2 protein-coding genes are annotated in these 1,901 nt (G+C 67.0%); both read left to right on the top strand.

Features of this window, described 5'->3' with window-relative positions:
* Positions 1-283 (top strand): GltB/FmdC/FwdC-like GXGXG domain-containing protein (locus tag WA944_RS14845; RefSeq protein WP_526609417.1); only part of this gene is annotated, 283 nt, incomplete at its 5' end.
* Positions 276-1,742: a glutamate synthase small subunit gene (gene gltD, locus WA944_RS14850; RefSeq protein WP_526609419.1), complete on the top strand. Its 1,467-nt coding sequence runs from the start codon at positions 276-278 to the stop codon at positions 1,740-1,742. The genes WA944_RS14845 and gltD, both read left to right, overlap by 8 nt.
* The last annotated feature ends 159 nt before the right edge of the window (positions 1,743-1,901 follow it).

Raw genomic sequence — 1,901 nt, forward strand, 5'->3', positions numbered from 1 at the left:
CGATGTGCTGGCAGACAACCTCAATGCCGAGATGGTGGAGCTCGAGTTGCTCGACGAGACGAACCCCGAAGACACCGAATGGCTGCAGGGCATTATCCAGGCTCACGTTGACGCTACCGATTCGGCAGTGGGACAACGGATTCTGGCGGATTGGGACGGTGAACTGGTGAACTTCAAGAAGGTGATGCCGCGCGATTTCAAACGCGTGCTGAAGGCGATTGCGGAGGCCGAGCAGAACGGCGCGGACGTGGATGAGGCGATCATGGCGGCCGCCAGTGCCTGATCCCCGCGGCTTCCTGAAGGTCACCCATCGCGAGACCCCGCCCCGGCGGCCGGTCGACCTGCGCCTGCGCGACTGGAAAGAGGTCTATCAGGACTTCTCCCACGACGTGCTCAAGGAGCAGGCGAGCCGCTGCATGGACTGCGGTATCCCGTTCTGTCATCAGGGTTGCCCGCTGGGAAATCTGATCCCGGAGTGGAACGACCTGGTGCGCACCGGGCGGTGGCACGATGCCATCGAGCGGCTGCACGCGACCAACAACTTCCCGGAGTTCACCGGGCGGCTGTGCCCGGCCCCCTGTGAGGGCTCGTGTGTGCTGGGCATCAATCAGGATCCGGTGACCATCAAGCAGGTCGAGGTCGAGATCATCGACAACGCCTTCGAGCAGGGCTGGGTGGTGCCGCTGCCGCCGGACCGGCTGACCGGTAAGACCGTCGCCGTCGTCGGCTCCGGCCCCGCGGGTCTGGCGGCGGCCCAGCAGCTGACCCGGGCCGGTCACACGGTGACGCTGTTCGAGCGTGACGACCGTATCGGTGGGCTGCTGCGTTACGGCATCCCGGAGTTCAAGATGGAGAAGCGCCACATCGACCGGCGCCTCGACCAGATGCGTGCCGAGGGCACCGAGTTCCGCACCGGGGTCAACGTCGGGGTCGACATCACGGCGGCACAACTGCGCAAGGACTTCGACGCCGTGGTGCTCACCGGTGGGGCGACCGCGCGGCGCGACCTGCCGATCCCCGGTCGCGATCTCGACGGGATCCACCAGGCCATGGAGTACCTCCCGTGGGCCAACCGCACTCAGCTGGGTGACCCGGTCGTCGACGAGGACGGCCAGCCGCCGATCACGGCCCACGGCAAGCACGTCATCATCATCGGCGGCGGCGACACCGGAGCGGACTGCCTGGGCACCGCTCACCGGCAGGGCGCGGCCAGTGTGCACCAGTTCGAGATCATGCCGCGGCCGCCGGAGACGCGCGCCGACTCGACGCCGTGGCCGACGTACCCGTTGATGTTCCGGGTGTCCTCCGCGCACGAGGAGGGCGGCGAGCGCGTCTACTCGGTCAACACCGAGGAGTTCCTCGGCGAGGACGGGCACGTGACTGCGCTGCGCGGCCACGAGGTCGAGATGAAGGCCGGCAAGTTCGAGAAGATCGACGGCACCGACTTCGAGTTGCCCGCCGATCTGGTCCTGCTGGCCATGGGTTTCACCGGCCCCGAGCGCGAGGGCCTGCTCACCGATCTGAGCGTCGAGATGACCGAACGCGGCAACGTTTCCCGCGACGACGACTTCGCGACGTCGGTGCCCGGCGTCTACGTCGCCGGCGACATGGGACGCGGTCAGTCGCTGATCGTGTGGGCGATCGCCGAAGGGCGGGCCGCCGCCTCGGCGGTGGACGAGTACCTGATGGGTCGGACTGCGTTGCCGATGCCGATCGAGCCCACCGCGGCACCGCAGCGGTAGTGCCCGCAGCGCAGGGGTAGTGACCTCGTCCGAGTCACATCCGTCACTTCAGTCACTCCAAAAACATCCGATCTTTGATCGGCGTGCCTCCGGCAGTTTGCCAGAGGGTAGGTATCTAATGACTCGGTGAGGGCGCTGCGGTAAGGTGGCTCCCCGGTC

Source organism: Mycobacterium sp., assembly GCF_049683355.1.
GTDB lineage: Bacteria > Actinomycetota > Actinomycetes > Mycobacteriales > Mycobacteriaceae > Mycobacterium.